The 19,653-nt window shown below is 68.7% G+C and carries 18 protein-coding genes, 1 tRNA gene and 2 rRNA genes (1 of these 21 running past the window's edge); 8 read left to right on the top strand and 13 right to left on the bottom strand.

Translation table 11 applies throughout. From position 1 onward, the window contains the following. The first annotated feature begins 120 nt into the window (after nt 1-120). The 7 genes from ABNQ38_RS21095 to tyrS all read left to right on the top strand — a co-directional run bounded on the left by ABNQ38_RS21095 (nt 121) and on the right by tyrS (nt 6,419). Nucleotides 121-834 carry a response regulator transcription factor gene (locus ABNQ38_RS21095; RefSeq protein ID WP_377810032.1) on the top strand — a complete coding sequence of 238 codons (714 nt, stop codon included), beginning with the start codon at nt 121-123 and terminating at the stop codon, nt 832-834. Then, nucleotides 831-2,288, top strand: a complete 1,458-nt coding sequence (locus ABNQ38_RS21100; protein ID WP_377810033.1) for a sensor histidine kinase — start codon at nt 831-833, stop codon at nt 2,286-2,288. The genes ABNQ38_RS21095 and ABNQ38_RS21100 overlap by 4 nt, the downstream gene beginning before the upstream one ends. A 75-nt stretch (nt 2,289-2,363) precedes the next feature. Continuing rightward, nucleotides 2,364-2,591, top strand: coding sequence for a hypothetical protein (locus ABNQ38_RS21105; RefSeq protein WP_377810034.1), 228 nt, complete (start codon nt 2,364-2,366; stop codon nt 2,589-2,591). Between the two features lie 17 nt (nt 2,592-2,608). Next, a complete protein-coding gene (locus ABNQ38_RS21110; RefSeq protein ID WP_377810035.1) occupies nt 2,609-3,172 on the top strand; it encodes a cytochrome b in 564 nt (187 codons plus the stop codon). Nucleotides 3,173-3,271: 99 nt separating this feature from the next. Next, nucleotides 3,272-4,162 carry a DNA repair protein RadC gene (radC, locus tag ABNQ38_RS21115; RefSeq protein ID WP_377810036.1) on the top strand — a complete coding sequence of 297 codons (891 nt, stop codon included), beginning with the start codon at nt 3,272-3,274 and terminating at the stop codon, nt 4,160-4,162. A gap of 117 nt (nt 4,163-4,279) precedes the next feature. Beyond that, nucleotides 4,280-4,939, top strand: a complete 660-nt coding sequence (locus tag ABNQ38_RS21120; protein WP_174472645.1) for a DUF882 domain-containing protein — start codon at nt 4,280-4,282, stop codon at nt 4,937-4,939. A 217-nt stretch (nt 4,940-5,156) separates the two neighbouring features. Further along, nucleotides 5,157-6,419, top strand: a complete 1,263-nt coding sequence (gene tyrS / locus ABNQ38_RS21125) for a tyrosine--tRNA ligase (protein ID WP_377810037.1) — start codon at nt 5,157-5,159, stop codon at nt 6,417-6,419. Between the two features lie 15 nt (nt 6,420-6,434). Here the strand turns inward: tyrS and ABNQ38_RS21130 are convergent, their stop codons facing one another. Further along, nucleotides 6,435-7,385 carry an MBL fold metallo-hydrolase gene (locus tag ABNQ38_RS21130; protein ID WP_377810038.1) on the bottom strand — a complete coding sequence of 317 codons (951 nt, stop codon included), beginning with the start codon at nt 7,383-7,385 and terminating at the stop codon, nt 6,435-6,437. A gap of 189 nt (nt 7,386-7,574) precedes the next feature. Here ABNQ38_RS21130 and ABNQ38_RS21135 point away from each other — a divergent pair, with 189 nt between their 5' ends. Further along, nucleotides 7,575-8,090, top strand: a complete 516-nt coding sequence (locus ABNQ38_RS21135) for a lytic transglycosylase domain-containing protein (RefSeq protein WP_377810039.1) — start codon at nt 7,575-7,577, stop codon at nt 8,088-8,090. Between the two features lie 6 nt (nt 8,091-8,096). Here the strand turns inward: ABNQ38_RS21135 and ABNQ38_RS21140 are convergent, their stop codons facing one another. From ABNQ38_RS21140 to ABNQ38_RS21195, 12 genes are all read right to left on the bottom strand, one after another. Further along, nucleotides 8,097-8,489 (bottom strand): hypothetical protein, encoded by a 393-nt coding sequence (locus tag ABNQ38_RS21140; RefSeq protein ID WP_377810040.1) that lies wholly within the window; start codon nt 8,487-8,489, stop codon nt 8,097-8,099. A gap of 20 nt (nt 8,490-8,509) precedes the next feature. After that, complete coding sequence (locus tag ABNQ38_RS21145) at nt 8,510-9,691, bottom strand: type II secretion system F family protein (protein ID WP_377810041.1); 1,182 nt, start codon at nt 9,689-9,691, stop codon at nt 8,510-8,512. Between the two features lie 13 nt (nt 9,692-9,704). Then, complete coding sequence (locus ABNQ38_RS21150) at nt 9,705-11,240, bottom strand: type II secretion system protein GspD (protein WP_377810042.1); 1,536 nt, start codon at nt 11,238-11,240, stop codon at nt 9,705-9,707. Beyond that, nucleotides 11,228-11,779, bottom strand: coding sequence for a hypothetical protein (locus ABNQ38_RS21155; RefSeq protein ID WP_377810043.1), 552 nt, complete (start codon nt 11,777-11,779; stop codon nt 11,228-11,230). The genes ABNQ38_RS21150 and ABNQ38_RS21155 overlap by 13 nt, the downstream gene beginning before the upstream one ends. A 125-nt stretch (nt 11,780-11,904) precedes the next feature. Then, nucleotides 11,905-12,633 carry a hypothetical protein gene (locus tag ABNQ38_RS21160; RefSeq protein WP_377810044.1) on the bottom strand — a complete coding sequence of 243 codons (729 nt, stop codon included), beginning with the start codon at nt 12,631-12,633 and terminating at the stop codon, nt 11,905-11,907. Nucleotides 12,634-12,816: 183 nt separating this feature from the next. Continuing rightward, nucleotides 12,817-13,284, bottom strand: coding sequence for a hypothetical protein (locus ABNQ38_RS21165; RefSeq protein WP_377810045.1), 468 nt, complete (start codon nt 13,282-13,284; stop codon nt 12,817-12,819). 27 nt (nt 13,285-13,311) lie between these two features. Next, nucleotides 13,312-14,841: a GspE/PulE family protein gene (locus tag ABNQ38_RS21170; RefSeq protein WP_377810046.1), complete on the bottom strand. Its 1,530-nt coding sequence runs from the start codon at nt 14,839-14,841 to the stop codon at nt 13,312-13,314. Further along, a complete protein-coding gene (locus ABNQ38_RS21175; protein WP_377810047.1) occupies nt 14,829-16,466 on the bottom strand; it encodes a hypothetical protein in 1,638 nt (545 codons plus the stop codon). The genes ABNQ38_RS21170 and ABNQ38_RS21175 overlap by 13 nt, the downstream gene beginning before the upstream one ends. Nucleotides 16,467-16,625: 159 nt before the next feature. After that, a complete protein-coding gene (locus tag ABNQ38_RS21180) occupies nt 16,626-17,285 on the bottom strand; it encodes a hypothetical protein (protein WP_377810048.1) in 660 nt (219 codons plus the stop codon). Between the two features lie 360 nt (nt 17,286-17,645). Continuing rightward, nucleotides 17,646-17,722 (bottom strand) — tRNA-Met (locus tag ABNQ38_RS21185). 81 nt (nt 17,723-17,803) lie between these two features. Then, nucleotides 17,804-17,919 (bottom strand): 5S ribosomal RNA (gene rrf / locus ABNQ38_RS21190). 148 nt (nt 17,920-18,067) lie between these two features. Next, nucleotides 18,068-19,653 (bottom strand): 23S ribosomal RNA (locus ABNQ38_RS21195); it runs 1,158 nt beyond the window's last position.

Raw genomic sequence — 19,653 nt, forward strand, 5'->3', positions numbered from 1 at the left:
AGGGCCTTCCTCCGCCGGCAAACGGGGGAAGGCCCTTCTGCCGGCCGGCTTGCAGCCGTGCGGCAAAAGGCGGAGAGTCGCGGCCATCCCCTCCCGCCCACCGGTTCCGGAAACCCTCCTTTGCGGCTGCTGCTGATCGAAGACAACCGGCGGCTGGCCGCCCTGACCGCCGAAGGGCTGGGCAAGGCCGGCTTCGCCGTCGACCTCGTCCACGGCGCGGAGGATGCGTCGGCCGCCCTGGCCGTCGCCGGCTTCGATGCCGTGCTGCTCGACCTCGGACTGCCCGATGCCAACGGGCTGACGCTGCTGTCGGTCCTGCGCGCCCGCGCCGACGCCACCCCGGTGCTGATCCTGACTGCCCGCGACGGGGTCGATGACCGGGTCAGGGGGCTGAATCTGGGGGCCGACGACTATCTGGTGAAGCCCTTCGCGCTGGAGGAGCTGGTCGCCCGCATCCGCGCCCTGCTGCGCCGGCCGGGGGTGGCGCTGGGCATGGTGCTGCAACAGGGGAACCTCGCCTTCGATTCGGCGGCCCGGCTGGCCAGCGTTGCCGCCAAGCCGCTGGACCTCAGCCGGCGCGAGCTGGACGCGCTGGAACTGCTGCTGCGCCGCGCCGGCCGGGTGGTGTCGAAGGCGGCGCTGGAGAACGGCCTCTACGGCTTCGGCGAAGAGGTCGGGTCGAACGCCGTCGAGGTGCTGATCCACCGGCTGCGCAAGCGGCTGCTTGCCGCGGGCGCGACCGCCGGCGTCCAGACCCTGCGCGGCATCGGCTATATCCTGGCTGAAGTGCCTGCGGAGAAGGGGGCGGAGGCCGGCGCGGAGAGTGGGCAATGAGCGGCGGCCCGGACAAAGGGCGCCCGCCGTCGCTGCTGGCGTCCATCGCGCGCTGGCTGGTGCTGGTCACGCTGCTGGCGGTCGCCACCACGGCGCTGCTGCTCTATGTCGAGTTCAAGGGCACCCACGACCGGATGCGCCAGCGCACCCTGTCCGGCGTCGCCCGCGTGATCGAAAAGGCGGTGCGCGGCCCCGACGACACGCTGAACACCACCCTGTCCGAGCCGATCCAGGCGATGCTGCGGGTGAATGCCGCCTCCTTCGCCCTGGTCGACGGGGAGGACCGGCTGCTGCTCGGCTCCAGCGGAGTCGGTGGTCCGCTCGACCCGACGGCGACCGAACGGCCGCGCAGCGTCTTCCGCGTGCCGGCGCAGAACGGCGAGCCGCCGCTCTACGGCCTCAGCCACCGCATTGAGGTCGGCGGCCGGCCCTATTGGATTCAGGTGGCCTCCGGCGAGGAGGAGCTGCACATCGAATGGCTGCTGGAAGAGTTCGTCGAGCATTTCGGCTGGATCTGGCTGCCCTTCGCCCTGGTGCTGATCCTGGTCAATCTGGTCATCATCCACCGCGGCCTTCGCCCCCTGCGCCGCGCCTCGGCCCGTGCCGCGGAGATCGGACCCGACAGCGTGTCGGAACGGCTGCCGGAACAGGGGATGCCGCGCGAGGTGCTGCCGCTGGTCCGCGCCGTCAATCAGGCGCTGGACCGGCTGGAGGCCGGTTACGAGGCGCAGCGCGGCTTCATCGCCGATGCCGCGCACGAGCTGCGCACGCCGCTGGCGGTACTGGATGCCCATCTGGCGCTGATCGGTGCCGCGGGCGCCCCGATTCGCGCGGATGTCGCCGGCATGGCGCGGCTGGTCGACCAGCTGCTCGATCTGGCGCGGCTGGACGCCCTGCGCATCGCCCCCGACGAGTCGGTCGACCTGTCCCGGCTTGCGGTGGAGGCCGCCGCCCATCTCGCCCCGCTGGCGCTCGGCAAGGGCCGCCTGATCGAGGTGATCGGCGACGACCGGCCACTGCCGGTGCGCGGCGCCCATGACCCGCTGTTCCGCGCCCTGCGCAATCTGGTGGAGAACGCCGTCTGCCATGCCCCGACCGGCAGCACGGTCAGCGTGGAGCTGGCGCGGTCCGCCGACAGCGGGCCGCTGCTGCGGGTGATCGACCGCGGCCCCGGCATCCCGCCGGACCAGCGGACCCGCGTGTTCGAACGCTTCTGGCAGGGCGGGCGCGACAGCCGCCATGGCGCCGGACCGGATGGCAGCGGAACCGGCGGGGCCGGGCTGGGCCTGTCCATCGTCGCCCGGACCATGACGGCGCATGGCGGCAGCATCGTGGTCGAGGACACCCCCGGCGGCGGCGCCACCTTCACCCTGCGTTTTCCGCCCATGCCGCGGCGAAGCGACGCAGTGCGGCCGATTCCGGCTGCCGCCGGCGTGCCGCAAACCCCCCTGTAAGCCCGCCGTAAGCCCCCTGTAAGCTGGGCAGTCTAGACCGGTGGGGACTCTTCGCCCCTGCCAGGATGACCGCCGATGCTGTCCGCCACTTCCCCGACCGCCCTGCCGACGATGCCTTCACCGCTCCAGAGCCGCCCGTCCGCAACGGCGACGGCCACGGCCACTGCCGGGATCGACAGCGACGGCGACCGCGACAACGACACCCGCGAGAGCCCCGCCGCCCAGGCCGCCGAGCAGCGCAGCGCCACCCCCAGCCTGCCGGCGGACCCCAACCGCGGCCGCACGCTCAACATCACCGCCTGACCGGAGGCGCGTTCCAGATGCCCACCACCTACAGCACCACCCAGAAGACCCTGCACTGGCTGATCGCCCTGCTGATCGTCGGCCTCTATCTGCTGACCTTCGGCGAGGATTTCTATGAGCGCGGGCACCCGATGCGGGCAACGATCTGGTGGCTGCACATCTCCTTCGGCCTGGGTCTGCTCGGGCTGGTGTTGGCGCGGATCGTGCTGCGCCTGACCCGCGGCACCCCCGCCCTGCCGCCGGAGATGACGCCGGCCGAACGCGGCGCCTCCCACCTCGTCCATTTCGGCCTCTACGCCCTGATGCTGGCGATCCCGCTGGTGGGTGTGGTGCTGACCTGGCTGCGCGGCGACACGCTGACCTTCTTCGGCCTGTTCACCATCCCCTCTCCCTTCGAGGCGGACCGCACGCTGGGCCGCTCGGTGAAGGAGATCCATGAGCTTGGCGCCAACCTGATCCTCGCCCTTGCCGCCCTGCATGCGGCGGCGGCGCTGTGGCACCATTTCGTCCGCCGCGACGGCGTGCTGGCCCGCATGCTGCCGGGCCGCCATGGACGCAGCCAGCCCGGCCTCGCCGACTGATCCTGCAACCTTCTTTCTCCACCGATGCGAGCGCTGCCCCTGGGCGCTCGCGCATCCAGACGCTATAGTCGTTGCCATACATATGCATGGCGATGGGCGATGGCAGAACGCAAGACGACAGGACGCGGCCGGAAGACCGGAAGCGCAGCAGGCGGAGCGGAAATGGACGATGCCGGCCAAAGCGCCGGCCTCCTGCCCTTCCCCGACCTGCCGGCATCGAGCGCCGGTCCCGCCCCCAATCCCGACACCGATCCCGTCTCAGATCCCGCTGGCGACGCCGACGATGAGACCGCCGCCGAGGATCCCCATTACCTCGACCATCGTGAACGGCTGCGCCGCCGCTTCCTCGACCGCGGTCCCGACGCGCTAGAGGATTACGAGCTGCTGGAGATGGTGCTGTTCCCCGTCAGTCTGCGGCGCGATGTGAAGCCGCTGGCCAAGCTGCTGATCCGGACCTTCGGCGACCTGTGGGGGGTGGTCAACGCCCCGCCCGAACGGCTGCGCGGCCTGAAGGCGGAAGGCGTGTCGCTCGGCACCGACAATGCCATTGCCATTGTCCGCATCGTCGGGGCGGCGGCCCTGCGCGCCTTGCAGCAGCGGGTGATCGACCAGCCGGTGCTGGCCTCCTGGCAGGCGCTGATCGACTATTGTGCCGCCGCCATGGCGCATGAGCCGACCGAGCAGTTCCGCCTGCTGTTCCTCGACCGCAAAAACAAGCTGATCGCCGACGAGGTGCAGCAGCGCGGCACCATCGACCACACCCCGGTCTATCCGCGCGAGGTGGTGAAGCGCGCGCTGGAGCTGTCGGCCGCCGCCGTGATCCTGGTGCACAACCACCCCTCCGGCGACCCCACCCCCAGCCGCGCCGACATCGAGATGACCAAGGAGATCGTCCGCGCCGCCAATGCCGTGGGGCTTGTCGTGCATGACCATCTGGTGATCGGCAAGGGCGGCCGGCACACCAGCTTCAAGGCGCAGCGTCTGCTGTAGCCGGTTCCTCATCCCCTGCTTGCCATGCAGCCGCGCCATGCGCCGCCACTTTGCATTTGCGAATCGGTCGCCATTTTGTTGACCTGACGATGCCCCGCCGAAAGATCGACCGACCGCATGTCCTCCTCGCCCCTCTCCCTGAAGCGCCGCAGCCTGCTGATCGGCTGCGGAGCCCTGGTGCTGATGTCCGACCGCGCGATGGCCGCCCCGGCCGCCCCGCGCCGCCTCACCCTGACGAACCAGCACACCGGAGAGACCTTCGACGGCCCCTATCGCGACGCCGACGGCCCGCTGCCCGACGCGATGGCCGACCTCGCCAAGTTCCTGCGCGACCACCGCGCCAACAAGGAGGGACCGGTCGACGTCGGCACGCTCGATTTCCTGGCCGATATCCTGGAGGCGGTCGGCCAGTCCAAGGCGACCATCCTGTCGGCCTTCCGCACGCCGGAAACCAACGCCATGCTCGCCGCCCGCAGCCTGGGCGTGGCGGAGCACAGCCAGCATCTGCTGGGCCGCGCGCTGGACGTCACCCTACCTTCGCGCCTGCCCGACGCGCACCGCAGCGCGCTCGACCTGAAGCGCGGCGGGGTGGGCTGGTATCCGCGCTCCCACTTCCTGCACATCGACACCGGCCCGCTGCGCAGTTGGGAAATGTTCGGCCAGAACCTGGACGGGCTGTTCGCCCCCGGTGCCCGCAGCACCCGCCTGCGCACGGTGTCGCAGCGCATGCAGCTGCACCGGGCAATCGCCCGCCGCCAGATGCTTGGACGGAAGTGACCGTCCAAGGCTGGATCTTTCCCTCATACCGGTGTAGGGAGTGCGCCATGATCGACCGCATCGCCCTCACTGCCCCGATGTATTATCCGCCGCTCACATAGCGCGGCGTCGATCGGTCATACCCGAAACCATGCCGTCGCAAGTCCGGCGGCCATGGTTCTCTCCCCATACTAGAGACAGTCTCCGGACGGCCCGGCCAACCGTAGAGACGTCTTCTATGCCGACCCAGTCCAATGCCGCACAATCGCCCGCAGCCGACTTCCTGCATATCCTGCGCGAGCGCGGCTTTCTCCATCAATGCAGCGATCCGGCCGACGACCTGTCGGGTATCGCCGCCGCGGCACCGGGCGGGGCGCTGACCGCCTATGTCGGCTACGACGCCACGGCGGCCAGCCTGCATGTCGGGCACCTGCTGTCGATCATGGCGCTGCGCTGGCTTCAGCGCACCGGCAACCGCCCCATCGTGCTGATCGGCGGCGGCACCACCCGGATCGGCGATCCCAGCTTCCGCGACACCAGCCGCCCGATGCTGGACGAGGCGCAGATCGCCGCGAACGCCGCCGGCCTGCGCAGCGTCTTCGGCCAATACCTGACCTTTGGGGACGGCCCGGCCGACGCCGTCATGGTCGACAATGCCGACTGGTTGGACGGGCTGGACTACGTGCCCTTCCTGCGCGACGTCGGCCGCCATTTCACCATCAACCGCATGCTGAGCTTCGAGTCGGTGCGCCAGCGGATGGAGCGCGAGCAGCCGCTGACCTTCCTGGAATTCAACTACATGATCCTCCAGGCCTATGATTTCCTGGAGCTGTCGCGCCGCCACGGCTGCCTGTTGCAGATGGGCGGGTCCGACCAGTGGGGCAACATCGTCAACGGCATCGAGCTGGCCCGCCGGGTCGAGCGGCGCGAGCTGTTCGGCCTGACCACGCCGCTGCAGACCACGGCGTCGGGCACCAAGATGGGCAAGACCGCCGGCGGTGCGGTGTGGCTGAACGCCGACGCGCGCAGCCCCTTCGACTTCTGGCAGTTCTGGCGCAACACCGAGGACGCCGATGTCGGCCGCTTCCTGCGCCTGTTCACCGAACTGCCGCTCGACGAGATCGCCCGGCTGGAGCGGCTGGGGGGCGCGGAGATCAACGAGGCGAAGATCGTGCTGGCGATGGAGGCGACCCGCCTGTGCCATGGCGCTGCGGAGGCGGAGCGGGCGGCGTCGGCCGCCGGCAGCCCCTTCGCCCCCGGCGGCGACGGACTGCCGGAGATCGCCCTGCGGCTTGCGGAGGGAACCGGCGGCGTGCCGCTGGTCGATGCGCTGGTGGCCGCCGGCCTGTCGGCCTCCAAGGGGGCGGCGCGCCGCCTGATCCGCGAAGGCGGGGCCCGGCTGGACGGCCAGCCGGTGGCCGACGAGGCGGCGACGCTGACCGCATCGGCCGTGCTGTCGGCCGGCCGCAAGCGCCATGTCCGGCTGATCGTCACCGACTGATGGGGATAGGTGGCGTCAGCCCTCCAGCTGGCGCCACATCTCCATGTCGCGCTCGGCGGTCCAGATGCGCGGATCGACATGGCCGGTCGCCTCGTCATAGGCGCGGGTGACGTTGAAGGGCATGCAATGGTCGAAGATCACCCAATGGCTGAACTTCGGCTTCAGCGCGGCATAGGTGTCCTTGTAGATGGCGCGCAGGTCCTTCCCCGCCGCGACACCCTGCTTGACCAGATCGAACAGTTCGCTGGTGAAGGCGCGGGTGCCGCGCAGCCCCTCCTGCACCTGCTCCGCCGTGGTCAGGGCGGCACCGCGGCCGGGCACCAGCTTTTCCGGCTTCAGCGCGGCAAGGGCGTCGAGCGTCGCCGGCCAGTTGGTGAAATAGGCGTCGCCGCAATAGGGCGTCGCGCCATATTCGACGAGGTCGCCGGAGAACAGGATCTTCTGCTGCGGCAGCCACACCACCGTGTCGCCCTTGCTGTGGCCACGGCCGAGTTGCAGCAACTGCACCTCCAGCGAGCCCAGCCATAGCGTCATGTGGCCGCGGAAGGTGATGGTCGGCCAGGTCAGGCCGGGAACGGATTCGACGGCGCGGAACAGGCGCGGGAAGCGGCCGATCTCGCTCGCCATGTCGGCCTCGCCACGCTCGACGATCAGGTCGCGGGTGTCCTCGCTGGCGATGATCTGCTCCGGCGCATAGCCCGAGGCGCCCAGCACGCGCACCGCGTGGTAATGCGACAGCACGACATGGCGGATCGGCTTGTCGGTGACCTCGCGGATGCGGCGGATGACGTCCTGCGCCATCACCGGCGTCGCCTGGGTGTCGATCACCATCACCGCATCGTCGCCGATGACGATGCCGGTGTTGGGATCGCCCTCCGCCGTGTAGGCATAGGCGTTGTCCGACAGCTTATCGAAACTGACGGTCTTTTCGTCCAGGTCGGCGTGCGAGGCGAAGTTCTTGGACATCCGTTTTCTCCACAGGCGCAGCCGATATCCCCAACCCTCAAGGGAAGCACGGCCGTCATTGATCGGTTGGGCAAACCATATCGTTTCATTTGAAACCATGCAACGCGTTTGAATTAACCGGTTGTTAGCGGGCAGCGCCGCTTCCTTTCCGCGTCGGGTCGCCGGGGGAGGCATCGGGTGAAGCGGTGGGTGCGTTTCGATTTTGCCGGACTGCCGGCCAGAATGCCGGCCGGATTGCTGGCATCCGCGCTGCTGGTTGCCGCAACCCCGGCCCTGGCCGACCGCGCGCCGAAGGGCATCGCCGCCGTCCCGCCGCAATGCCTGGACATGGCGGCGGTGGAATGGCAGGTGCCGGCCGACGCGCTGCGGCTGATCCTGGCGGTGGAACAGGGGACGCCCGGCGCCTGCTCCGCCAACAGCAACGGCACCAAGGATTGCGGGCCGGGGCAGATCAACAGCATCTGGTTCCCGGTGATCGCCGCCGGCCGCGTCCCGCCGGAGGTGGTGCAGCAGGCGCTGACCTTCGACCCCTGCTACAACATCCGGGTCACCGCCTGGATCCTGCGGCGGGAGATCGACGCCGTCGGCTGGGAGAATTTCTGGACCGCCGTCGGCAACTATCACAGCCGCACGCCGGAGTTCCACGCCCGCTACCTGCGGCGCGTCATTGAAGCCGCGAAGTCGCTGTCCAGCCAGCCCAGATAAGCCCTGCTAAAGTGCCTTGCGCGTCAGCTCCACCTGCATGCTGACCTTGCCGCCGGAGCCGCCGGGGCCGCAGGACAACCCCATGCAGAAATAGGACAGCGTCATGTCCGGACAGAAGGCCAGCAGGCCCGACGCATCGGTCAGCGAGGTCCGCTGGTCGACCGCGTCCGGCAGCGTGACGCGCAACCCTTCCGGCGTCACCGTCAGTTCCCCGCCCATCCGGCGGGCGGCACCGAGGCAGACGCCGTCCGACCGGCTGCCGCCCTCGGCCACCGCCTCGCCCAGCAGATAGCTGCGGACATGCAGAGCCGCCCCGATCCCGGCGAACAGGACGCCGCAGGCCGTCAGGGCAATGCAGGTTGTGCGGGCCGATCCGGGAGCGAAGAGGGGGCCGGGCATGGCGGTGGAGTCTCCTCGGCTTAAAAGGGTTGCCGCGCGATGTGCTCGGCAAGCTGCAAAATCGGCACGATGGTCAGACCGAACATGACGATGCCGGCCACCCCGACCACCACCACCGACAGGCCGCGCAGCACCGGTTCCGCCACCGCGACGGCGTGCAGGTAGAGGTCGCGGTACTGCTCGGCCAGCGCCGACAGGCTCTGCGCCAGCTCCACCCGGTTCTCCGCCGCGGCGATGGAGGCGCGGTCGGTGCCGGGCAGCGCCCGCATGGCGTCGGTCCAGGGCAGCCCGGCGGCGACCGCCCGCGTCGCCTCGTTGAGGTCGGCGGCGAGCGCACCGGCAGGGGCGCCGTCGGCGGTCAGCCGCAGCGCCCGGTCGATCGGCACGCCGCCGGCCACCAGCAGCGACAGCTCGCGGAAGATCACATGGTGCTGGATGCCCAGCGCGATGTCGCGGTAGAGCGGAATCCGCATCACCAGCCGGTCGACCCGCTCGGGTGCCGCCCGCCGGCCGGCCGTCGCCAGCCCGCCCAGCACGGCGAGCGCGGCCAGCACAATCGCGACCAGCCCGGTGGTCAGGTTCGACAGCAGATAGACCCAGTCGACATTCACCTCCTCCCCCGCCCGCCGGAACACTTCGGTCTCGAGCAGAAGCGGCGTCAGGACGAAAGAGGTGCCGACCATCACCACGCCGGAGGTGACGACATAAAGCACCGCCAGCGCCAGCCCGGAGCGGAAGCCCTGGCGCGCCCCGGCGAGCTGCCGTTCGAACTCGGCGGCAGTGCGGAGCGCAGCCGGCGTGCCCTCGCCGAAGCCGCCGGCCCGCACCAGCGCCACAAGCACCGGCGGGAAGCTGCGCGGCTGGCGCAGCATGGCATCGGCAAGGTCGTCGCCCAGTTCCACCGCGTCGGCCATGCGCTCGGCCGTGCGGCGGATGCGCCCGCGGAAGGCGGCGGCGATGCGGCGCAGCGCCTCGGCCAGCCCAACCCGCGAGTCGAGCATCGCCGCCAGCCGAATGAACAGGATGTGCCGTTCGTTGCGGTCGAGCGGCCGGCCCCAGCCGCCGACCTTGAGCCGTCGCCGCACCGACAGCACGCGGCCCCGGCCGCTGATGGCGTCGCGGGCGCGGCGTTCATCGGCGGCCTCCACCTCGATGGAGCGGGCACGGCCGCCAGCGAGCAGCCTGACCTCAAACCATGCCATCGCCGCCGTCCCGTCAGCGCGCCGCCGGACGGAAGACCGTCACGGTCGGCCGCAGGATCAGGAAAAGCGCATCCTTGCTGATGTCCTGCGCCTGCTTGCCGATCACCCCCTTGTCGATCGCCCCGCGGGTCACCGTCGGCTGGTTGCCGCTGAAGCCGCGGCTGTCGGTCTGCAAACCGCCCAGCACCACCGTGTTGCCGGCGACCACCCGGACGATGTCGTTCAGCGCCTGCTCCTGCGTCACCGGCTGGGTCAGGATGCCCACCTGGTTGCCCGCATTCAGGTCGCGGAACTCAATCAAATTGTTCAGCAGCAGGTTCAGGTCGATGGTGACGATCTGGTTGTCGGCGTCGAAATGCGGCGTCAGCTTGATGGTCAGCCCGGTCTGGACCGTGCCGGTCTGCGCCGACCCCACCACCCCCGGCGAATTCAGCGCGGCATTGCCGGTCGCGGCGGTCGTGGTGCCGAGCCCGCCGACAGCGGTGACGCCGACCCCGGTGACATAGGGGATGGTCTGTCCGCTGCGCAGCGTCACCTCTGCCCCCGACAGGGTGTGCACCTCTACATTCTGGCGGGTGTCGGTGTTGCCGAACTTCGACAGGAAGGAGATGGCGCCGGCAACATTGAACACGCCGCTGACCCCCAGCAGCGTGCCGGGGTTGGAGATGTTGACGGAAATCGGCGCCTGGGCCGCCGAGACCGTGCCGCCAAGACCGCCGTTGACCGTCGTCGTCCCGTTGGTGGTCGTTGTGGTGGTGCCCGATTGCAGCCGGTTGAACTGCAAAGCCAGCGCGTTCCAGTCGAAGCCGCTGGCCGACTGGTCGGTCAGGCCCAGGCTGACCACCGCCAGCTGGATGCGCACCATCGCCATGTTGCGATGCAGCCGGTCGATATAGGGCTGGATCACCTCGCTGTAGACGGTCGGCGAAGCCGAGAAGACCACCTGTCCGCCGCGCAGCGACTGGGTGATGTCGGTGGCGCCCAGCGTCTTCAGATCGGTCATCACCGAATCGATGACCGCTTGGTTCTGCGGCACGGTGAAGGCGAAACGGTCGCGGTTGCTGAGGAACAGCGTGCCGTTCTGCCACCACGCCACCACGCCCATGCCGGTCTCCAGCACGCCTGCCAGATCGGTGAAGCTGCCGGTGAAGGCGCGGATCGGCAGGGTCTGGCGCAGCATCGCCGCCCCGTCGGTGCCCTCGAACCGGGTGGCGACCGGCACGCCGGAATAGGTCATCATGCTGGTCAGCCGGTCCAGCGTGTTCTCGCCCGACGGGAAGCTGACCGAGATTCGGCGCGCCGCGAGGCTGGCCGGCAGCGGCTGGCGCAGGGATTGGGCGACCAGCATGCCGCGGCCCACCGGCACCTCGGTCACCGCCGGGGAGTTGTCCTCGGTCAGGCGCTGTTCGGCGGCGGCGACCACCGTCTCGCGCTTCGGCAGTTCGGCCACCTCCGGCAGGGAACAGCCGGCCAGAGACCCGGCAGCCAGCAGCCCCACCATGGCGGGCAGCAGAAAGCCGCTCTTGCGGACAACGGTCATCTTGCGCATGTGGCGGGTCCCCCGCCCGTCGCCGGGAAGGCGCGCGGGTCGATCAGGAACGGCGTGCCGGCGCGGTCCTGGAAAAAGGCGCGGCCGTCGAGACAGCCGACGAAGGTGGCGCCCGACGGCACCAGATCGGCCGCCGACATGGCGGACCCCGGCATGTTGGGCAGCGGCGGCAGCGGCGGCGCCCCCGGCGGGCTTCCGGCCAGAGCCGCCCCCTGGCGGCGTCCGCCCGGCGCCATCGCTCCGGCGGAGGCACCACCCGGCAAGGCGCCGCCCGGCGCCGCCATCCGGCGGGCCAGCGCATCCTCGACCGCCCGCGGCAGAGCGCCGTCGCGCGCCCTTCCGTCGAGCGCATCGACCATCGCCTTGGCGACCCGCTCCTCCAGCCCGGACACCGCGGTGTCGATGCGCTGCTGCAGGCGCCGCTCCAGATTGTCCTGGCGCGCCGATGGCGGCAGGAACGGGCTCTCCTCCGCCCGCGCGGCAGCGGGGAGCAGCGGGCCGGCCGACAGCGACGCCGCCAGCAAGACCGCTCCCACCATCCGCCCGATCATTCCGGAAACCCGGTCCGCCATCATTCCCGCCCGCCGGTTGCGACCATCAGGTCCGGCGGCAATACTCCCAGCGCTATGCTTGAGAATGGGTAAATCGGCGACCGTCAGCGGCATCAGCGGGCACCCGCGGTCTGGCCTGCGCCCGGGCCCGCAATCGAGCCCGCAATCTCAATGGTCCACTTGCCGTCGCGGTATTCCAACTTGCTGACGTAATTGTCCGGACCGATGGCAGCCAGCGCCGCCTCCCACTGCCGGTGGGGCATCTGTTCCAGCGTCAGGGCCTGCGGCTGCGGCACGCGGTGCGGCGACCAGTAATACAGCCCGCCGCCGGTGGTCAGCAGCCCCAGCCCGGCGGCGAAGCCGACCGACGACAGCGCCAGCGGCACCGAGACCGGGGTCGCCACCCGCCGCATCCGCCGCGTCGCCCGGATGGTGCGCAGCCGGACCTGATCGGCGGTCACCCAGGGCGGGATCATCACGCCATAGGCCTTGCCGTCGACCGGCACCGTCGGCCGGATCGCCGCCATCTGAAGCTGGACCTGCCGGCTCTTGGCCTCGGGCAGCAGCCCGCCGACCGGACGCCCGTTGCGCACCGTCAGTTCGAACACCCGGCGCCCCGACGGCACCAGCGCGATGCCGCCGGGATTGGCGTCGAGCTCCGTCACCAGATCGGGCAGGAAGGACCGGCCGGGGCCGCCCTCGTGGATTTCATAGAGGAAACCGGTCCACAGCGGCTCGACCGCGTACCAGCAGCGTTCGGAGCTTCCCACCGTGCGCCGCGCGAACGAGCGCGCATAGGCGAGGGCGTCGCGGCGCTCCACACCTTCCAGGAAGCCGTACATGACATTGGTCGCGAGACCGCCGCTGCCCAAGAACGCCCCTGCCTTCCCGACTCGACCGAAAGAGGTGGCGACAGTCCGTCCAAGTTACCACGCACGGACAGGACGCCGCAGCATCTCTATGCCCGCCGACGCCCCGCGGTCAATGGCCGGGGCTGAAACAACGTCAAGACCGGAGCCAGCCCCCTATCGCGCCGTCCGCTGCATCCACAGGGTGGCGGCCACGGTGCCCGCCGGCTCTCCCCCCGCCCCGCCGCAGGTGCGCGTCACCTCGTACAGCCCCTCCGGCCGCCGGGTGGCGAGGGAGGTCAGCGCCCCCGTCACCGGATCGCCAGCAGAGCCGCCGGACAGCGGTCCGGACAGGCAGAACCAGGTCCCCTCCGCCTGCACGCCGTAGGACCAGGACAGCCCCGACACCGCCGCCGGCATCGTGCCGAAGGCGGGGAACAGCGCCGCCTGCCACCCGTCGGCGGCCGGTACCGCGGCACCGCTGGCCTGCCGGCTGCGATAGGCGCCCTCCAGCACGGAAAAGCCGGAATCCGCCTGCGACGCGACCCGGCTTTTCGCCATGGCCGACGGGTTGACGTACTGGATGCCACCCGCCACCACCATGCCCATCAGGGCAAGGGCGAAGATCGCCTGGATGATGTTCATCGCTGCCGACGTCTCATGTCTTCGACCTCACTTCTTCGGCCGCGGCGCCGGCATGCGCTGCTCCACACTCTTGGCCTCGCTGCCGAAGACGCGGCGCAGTTCGGCCGCCGTGGTGATGCCGGCATGGAATTTGGCGACCGCATCCTCATACAGCGACCGCCAGTTCCGCGCGCCCTTCGCCGCGGCGACCACGGCGGCGGGCTCGTCGAACACCGCGCATTCGCTGACCGCCGTCCGCCCCGCATAGCCGGCATTGCCGCAAGCCGCGCAGCCGGCGCCATGGCAGGCCCGGCAGATTGTGCGGACCAGCGACTGGACCAGAACGCCGCGCAGCAGCGACTTGATGTCGTGGGCCGGCACGCCGAGATGGCGCAGCCGGTCGATGGCTCCGTTCACCGATCCCGTGTGCAGGGTGGTCAGCACCATATGGCCGGTGTCGGCGGCACGCACCGCGATCTGCGCCGTTTCCTCGTCGCGCACCTCGCCCAGCACGATCACGTCGGGATCAGCGCGCATGAAGGTGCGGACGACCCGCGCAAAGTCCAGCTTCACCGCCGGGTTGACGTTGACCTGCCCCGTATAAGCCATGCGGTATTCCACCGGATCCTCGATGCTGTAGATGGCGCGGCCCAGCCGGTCCATCTCGCGCACGGTCGCGGTCAGGGTGGTCGATTTGCCGGACCCGGTCGGTCCGCAGACCAGGCACAGCCCGTGACGCCGGTCCACCGCGCGGCGCCAGTCGCCGACATGGCTGATGCCCAGCCTGTCCAGGTTCGGCTGCACCCGCTCCACATCCAGGATGCGCATGACGATGATCTCGCCATCCACCGACGGCACGGTGGTCACGCGCAAATCGACCGGCCGCCCGCGATGCTCGATCTCGAAGCGGCCCTCCTGCGGCAGCCGCCGTTCCGCCAGATCCATGCCGGAGCGGTCCTTGATCCGGGCGACAATGGTGGCGGCGGTGGCCGCCGCCGTCTCGTCCATCAGGCGGCGGATGCCATCCACCCGCAGGAAGATGCTACAGGTCTTGCGGCGCGGCAGGATGTGGATGTCCGACGCCCCGGCCTCCATCGCGCGCGACACCAGCTGCTCCACCGGGTCGCTGTCCTCCAGCCCGGACTGGGCGCGGCGGACGCGGTCGAGGAACTCGTCGAACTGGTCGGGGACGAAGCTGCTGAAGCGCACCGTCCGCCCAGGGTAGTAACGGGCGGCCACCCGGCTGGCCACCGATTCGTCGTGCAGCGTCGCCACATGCACTGCATCGTCGCTGAGCCCGGTGACGATGATCGCGTGCCGCTCCAGCAGCGGCAGCGGGATCGGTGTGCCGCCCATCGCCTCCGGCGTTTCCAGGGCGGTCTCATGGCTGATCTTCGCCTCGTCCAGGTCGGCGCGGGCAAGGAAGCCGTTGCGCACCAGGATGGCGCCGAGCGATTCGCCGGTCACCCGCTGCTCCGCCATCGCGGCGTCGAGGATGCCGCGCGTCACCAGCCCCTTGCGCAGCAGGTAGCCGGCAAGTTCCTCACGGAACGCCGCGGACGGCTTCAGGACCGGCATGTCCAGCTCGCCCGGTTGGCGACCGACGGCAGGACCGCGCCCGATGCGGCGGCCCCGGAAACGGCGCGCCCCCCCTCCCCCGCGGCAGCCTGCTGGGAAAATAGCGCCCCCTGGGCGCACCGGCCGCCGGGCGCCGACCAGATGTGGCTGTTAGGATCCGCCACCGCGTGCGACCCGCCAAGGTCGAGGACGCCGGCACTGCCCGGCCGCGCCGCCGGCCCGCCGATGACGGAGGACTTCATCTCCAGCTGCCCGTTCTCGATGACGATGCCGAAGGGCGTGCCGTTGTCAACGGCAACGTCGGTCCGGTCGAGGATGGCTTGGCCGCCGCCGCTGCGCAGCGCCGCCATCGGCAGTCCCCTGCCATGGACTTGTAAAGACGGGCGCCGCGACTCGGCCGTGAAGGTGACGCCGGCGCCCAGCGAGGACACCAGCGCACTGCGGCCGGCCCCCACCGTGACCTCGACGGCAGCGTCGCGGAACAGGGCGGTGCCGCCATCGACCAGCACACCGTCGCCGCCGGGCGCCGTCACCGTCAGTTTTCCGCCCGCGACGTCCAGCCGCGCATGCGCCACCCGTAGCCCGGCGGCCCGGTTGGTGGAGATGGCGTTGTTGCCGGCGAAGGTCAGCCGGGTGCCGGGAAGCGCCTCGACCGGCATTTCGAAGCCGATATTCTCGATTCGGGTATCGGTCGGCAGCCGCAGCGCCACGTCCGGCGGGTTGGTCGATACCACGACTTCGGGCGCCTCCGCCTTCAGCACCAGCCGCACCGCCCGGCCACCGTCCTGATCGGCGGCCAATGCCTGCACCTGCGCCGCCGGAAGCTCGTGCCGGCCGGGAGCGAGGCGCAGCACCATGGTCGAGGGCCGGGTCGCCTGCCAATGGCCGAGAGCGGCCGACAGGGTCATGGCGTCGGCCGGGCTGGTTCCGGTCGCATCGCCCTGCGCGGTCGGTGCCACATGGCGCGTGACGGTCGCCGAGGCGGCCAGTGCTGCGAGATCGGCCGAGGCCCCGCGGGTGACAGCGACGGCGCTGCCTTCGGCAACCTCGATCCGGCCGTCGCGGAAGGTCAAGGCCGTGCAGTCCGGCAGAGCGGTCGAGCCGATGGGCGGCGCCACGATTGCGGCGATCACCCCGGCGCGGGCCAGCTCCGTTGGCGCCGCGGGTGCGGCCGCCACGTAGCTGCGCCCACCGCTGGCCGCCCCCGCCGGCCAGGACGCCGTGCGGAGTTGCGCCGCGGCCCGGTCCGATGCCGGAGCGAACACGCAATAGCCGTAGACTGCTCCCCAGGGTGTCCGGGTGCCCGGCATCAGCCAGCGCGGCAGGGTGCCGGCCGGTTGCACCGGCTCCTTGGCCGCGACCTTGCCGGTCGACGATTGCGCCTTTGCGGATGCAGCAGTTGCCGCACGGAGCGGCGGATCCTCGGGCGCCGGCGGGCTGGCGACTCCGTCATTGTCGAGAACGCGCAGGTTCGCCTCGACCAGTGCCGCCAGCCGATGCATGTCGGCGGCACTTCGCTGCGCCTGGCTGATCCGGTTCGAGGCGTCGACCATGGTGTAGGCGGTGTAGCCGGTCGTCGCCACCAGCGAGATGGCCATGATCGTCATCAAGATCAGCGATGTCATGGCATGGCCTCCAAATCGGGCCCACTCTATCTTGCAGCCCGGTCGCGGACCAATGCCGTTGCCACGCTTTCCGGAAAAAGACCCGGAAAATCACAAGAAAACGCCCCGGCCGCAGGGGTCGGGGCGTTTCGGTCAGCAACAGGGCGTTTCGGACGACGCTTAGAACTTGTAGTAGGCGACGTACTTGTTGTTGTCACCGGCGATGCCAGTCACGTTGTTGAAGGTCAGCGCGGTCGCCGTGGTGATCTGGACGCAGCCGAACTTGTAGCCGGTGAAGGCGGTGTTGAAGGCGGCCGGGGTGGCGACGCTCAGCGTCAGACCGGTGCCGGGAACGGCCAGCGTGCCGGTGGCGGAGATTTGGCCGCCGGCACGGGCGATTTCCGTGCACTGCGACAGGGCCGTGGTGCCCAGCACCAGGAAGATGCCGCCGTTGGCAAAGCTGCTGAACTGGGTGACGCCGGTGGCCGTCGCGGTGTTGGTCAGGTCGAGCGTGTAGGCACCGGCGACGCCGTTCCAGGTGGCGGAAATCGTCGGAGCGGTCGGCACGGCGGCGAGATAGCCGGTGTTGATCAAGTCGGTCTGCGTCGCCGCGCCGGACATGGTCGGGAACGTCGAACCTGCGGCACCCAGGGTCGTGGTGTTGCCGTTACTGCCATACAGCGTCCAGGCCGCATCGACCTGCGACAACGCCTGGATGATGCCGACGGCGGCGGCCTTCGGACCGGCGGTGGTGAAGGCGCTACCCACGTAGAACACGCCAGCGGCTCCCATCACCGCCGTGAGGGCGACCGAAATAATGACGGTCAAAATATTGAACATTTATGTCTCCTGGGGAGGCCGGCACACGGCTGGTTGTCGCGCGACAAGAGATCGGCCCACCAGCCCCTTCCCGGCCCGGCGACCTTCCCTCTGCCTTGCTTTTGTCTAAAATAGGTTCATCGCGAAGGCGTTTATGAGAGGTTAATTTCGCGCGGGCGTTGATTTGCGCGCTGACCGTAAAGCTTCAGCTTTACCGTGCGGCACAGTCGTTTTGAGGAGCGCGGGGTCCACACAGCGCGACAACCGACCGCATGCTCCGGCCATAGCCGCCTTTTTTTGCGGAGGAAGGGTCGCAAATGGCAAAGACTGGAAACAGCAAGAAGCCCGCCGTGCGTGAGCGCGGCGGGCTTCTTGTTGATTTGGTTGCGGGGGCAGGATTTGAACCTGCGGCCTTCAGGTTATGAGCCTGACGAGCTACCGGGCTGCTCCACCCCGCGGATGTATCATTGTCGGGTCATGGAGTTGGTGAAGATGCAAGCATGTGCGCTTTGGTTTGAAGCGTCTCTTGTGCCTGAGCGACCTGGCGGCGACCTACTCTCCCACGTCTTAAGACGCAGTACCATTGGCGCGGAGGCTTTTCACGGCCGAGTTCGGGATGGGATCGGGTGTTTGACACCTCGCCATGACCACCAGGTCACCGAGGCACAAGACCGACGCTGTTACCGAAAGCGCGTATGCTTGTTCGTGCAAGTGATGTCGAGGATGTATCGAACGGCGATGCGCTGGTCAAGCTGCTGTTTTCGAGCAGGCTTGCTGCTGCGCATGGCGCGGTTAGTGGTGTCGAGATCAAGCCGATCGAGCGATTAGTAAGGCTTAGCTTCAGGCATTGCTGCCCGTCCACATGCCTCCTATCGACGTGATGGTCTGTCACGGCTCTCAAGGGAGCTCTGGTTTAGAGGTGGGTTTCCCGCTTAGATGCTTTCAGCGGTTATCCCGTCCATACTTAGCTACCCGGCCATGCCACTGGCGTGACAACCGGTGCACCAGAGGTATGTCCATCCCGGTCCTCTCGTACTAGGGACAGATCCTCGCAAAACTCCGACACCCACGGCAGATAGGGACCGAACTGTCTCACGACGTTCTAAACCCAGCTCACGTACCACTTTAATCGGCGAACAGCCGAACCCTTGGGACCTGCTCCAGCCCCAGGATGTGATGAGCCGACATCGAGGTGCCAAACGACTCCGTCGATATGGACTCTTGGGAGTCATCAGCCTGTTATCCCCGGCGTACCTTTTATCCGTTGAGCGATGGCCCGTCCACGTGGAGCCACCGGATCACTATGGCCGACTTTCGTCTCTGCTCGACTTGTCAGTCTTGCAGTCAGGCGGGCTTATGCCATTGCACTCGTCGAGCGATTTCCTACCGCTCTGAGCCCACCATCGCGCGCCTCCGTTACACTTTGGGAGGCGACCGCCCCAGTCAAACTACCCGCCATGCAGGGTCCCGGACCCGGATAACGGGCCACGGTTAGATGCCAGAGACTTCAAGGGTGGTATTTCAAGGTTGGCTCCACACGAGCTGGCGCCCATGTTTCCAAGCCTCCCACCTATCCTACACATGAAGTCCCTAGCACCACTGCAAAGCTGTAGTAAAGGTGCACGGGGTCTTTCCGTCTGACCGCGGGAACTCCGCATCTTCACGGAGAGTTCAATTTCGCTGAGTTGGTGTTGGAGACAGCGGGGAAGTCGTTACGCCATTCGTGCAGGTCGGAACTTACCCGACAAGGAATTTCGCTACCTTAGGACCGTTATAGTTACGGCCGCCGTTTACCGGGGCTTCAATTCAGAGCTTGCACTCCTCCTCTTAACCTTCCGGCACCGGGCAGGCGTCAGACCCTATACGTCGCCTTGTGTGGCTTCGCAGAGCCCTGTGTTTTTAGTAAACAGTCGCTACCCCCTGGTCTGTGCCCCCCGCCATGGCTTGCGCCACAACGGGGCCCTCTTCTTCCGAAGTTACGAGGGCAATTTGCCGAGTTCCTTCAACACCATTCTCTCAAGCGCCTGGGTATACTCTACCAGTCCACCTGTGTCGGTTTGGGGTACGGTCTGTAAGGCGGGGCTATTTCCTGGAACCGGTCCACAGCACGATCAATCCGATAAGATCGTACACGCTTTCCAATCCGTCACCTCCGCCAGGCCCACGAATATTAACGTGGTTCCCATCGACTACGCCTTTCGGCCTCGCCTTAGGGGCCGGCTCACCCTGCGTGGATTAACCTTGCGCAGGAACCCTTGGACTTTCGGCGACAGTGTTTCTCACACTGTTTGTCGCTACTCATGTCAGCATTCTCACTTCCGATACCTCCAGGCGGCCTCACGGACACCCTTCGCAGGCTTACGGAACGCTCCGCTACCACGCGATCAAA

This window comes from Azospirillum sp. A29, from assembly GCF_042604625.1.
Lineage (GTDB): Bacteria > Pseudomonadota > Alphaproteobacteria > Azospirillales > Azospirillaceae > Azospirillum > Azospirillum palustre.

What these genes read in the sequence shown, in the direction of transcription:
- ABNQ38_RS21100 (WP_377810033.1), top strand. Translation starts at nt 831, where the DNA reads ATGAGCGGCGGCCCGGACAAAGGGCGCCCGCCGTCGCTGCTGGCGTCC.
- ABNQ38_RS21105 (WP_377810034.1), top strand. Translation starts at nt 2,364, where the DNA reads ATGCTGTCCGCCACTTCCCCGACCGCCCTGCCGACGATGCCTTCACCG.
- ABNQ38_RS21110 (WP_377810035.1), top strand. Translation starts at nt 2,609, where the DNA reads ATGCCCACCACCTACAGCACCACCCAGAAGACCCTGCACTGGCTGATC.
- radC (WP_377810036.1), top strand. Translation starts at nt 3,272, where the DNA reads ATGGCAGAACGCAAGACGACAGGACGCGGCCGGAAGACCGGAAGCGCA.
- ABNQ38_RS21120 (WP_174472645.1), top strand. Translation starts at nt 4,280, where the DNA reads ATGTCCTCCTCGCCCCTCTCCCTGAAGCGCCGCAGCCTGCTGATCGGC.
- tyrS (WP_377810037.1), top strand. Translation starts at nt 5,157, where the DNA reads ATGCCGACCCAGTCCAATGCCGCACAATCGCCCGCAGCCGACTTCCTG.
- ABNQ38_RS21130 (WP_377810038.1), bottom strand. Translation starts at nt 7,385, where the DNA reads ATGTCCAAGAACTTCGCCTCGCACGCCGACCTGGACGAAAAGACCGTC.
- ABNQ38_RS21140 (WP_377810040.1), bottom strand. Translation starts at nt 8,489, where the DNA reads ATGCCCGGCCCCCTCTTCGCTCCCGGATCGGCCCGCACAACCTGCATT.
- ABNQ38_RS21145 (WP_377810041.1), bottom strand. Translation starts at nt 9,691, where the DNA reads ATGGCATGGTTTGAGGTCAGGCTGCTCGCTGGCGGCCGTGCCCGCTCC.
- ABNQ38_RS21150 (WP_377810042.1), bottom strand. Translation starts at nt 11,240, where the DNA reads ATGCGCAAGATGACCGTTGTCCGCAAGAGCGGCTTTCTGCTGCCCGCC.
- ABNQ38_RS21155 (WP_377810043.1), bottom strand. Translation starts at nt 11,779, where the DNA reads ATGGTGGGAGCGGTCTTGCTGGCGGCGTCGCTGTCGGCCGGCCCGCTG.
- ABNQ38_RS21160 (WP_377810044.1), bottom strand. Translation starts at nt 12,633, where the DNA reads ATGTACGGCTTCCTGGAAGGTGTGGAGCGCCGCGACGCCCTCGCCTAT.
- ABNQ38_RS21165 (WP_377810045.1), bottom strand. Translation starts at nt 13,284, where the DNA reads ATGAACATCATCCAGGCGATCTTCGCCCTTGCCCTGATGGGCATGGTG.
- ABNQ38_RS21170 (WP_377810046.1), bottom strand. Translation starts at nt 14,841, where the DNA reads ATGCCGGTCCTGAAGCCGTCCGCGGCGTTCCGTGAGGAACTTGCCGGC.
- ABNQ38_RS21175 (WP_377810047.1), bottom strand. Translation starts at nt 16,466, where the DNA reads ATGACATCGCTGATCTTGATGACGATCATGGCCATCTCGCTGGTGGCG.
- ABNQ38_RS21180 (WP_377810048.1), bottom strand. Translation starts at nt 17,285, where the DNA reads ATGTTCAATATTTTGACCGTCATTATTTCGGTCGCCCTCACGGCGGTG.